The organism is Dellaglioa sp. CoH-55-MRSF-6, from assembly GCF_056782215.1.
Genome location: NZ_JBXAYJ010000036.1, coordinates 1 through 278 on the forward strand (window position 1 = coordinate 1; position 278 = coordinate 278).

The 278-nt window shown below is 54.3% G+C and carries 1 protein-coding gene; it reads right to left on the minus strand.

Going from position 1 to position 278, the window contains the following annotated elements; genetic code table 11:
• Positions 1–278: hypothetical protein (locus AC1RPK_RS07700; RefSeq protein ID WP_481769346.1), on the minus strand; the 278-nt coding region annotated here is incomplete at both ends.

Genomic DNA, 278 nt, shown 5'->3' on the forward strand with positions numbered 1-278 from the left:
CTGTGCTGGGGGTGAACTGCGTGCTGTCTCCCGCCGCGTTCGGATTCATGAGCCCGATACGTCGTGGCCCAATCGGGAACGTGTTGAATGAGGTGCCAGAGCCGTCCCATATAATGAAGTCATCCAAATATGAAGCTGCACCGTTTGCTGCCTGTTTGCCGGTGGACACATATAGCTGGGTAATGGCCTGAGCGGCTTGCGCGTAGTTATAAGTTCCTGTGAACTGAAGTATGCTATCCACGTAGGCCGTTACCTTGGTGCTAGCGCCGTTAATCTGG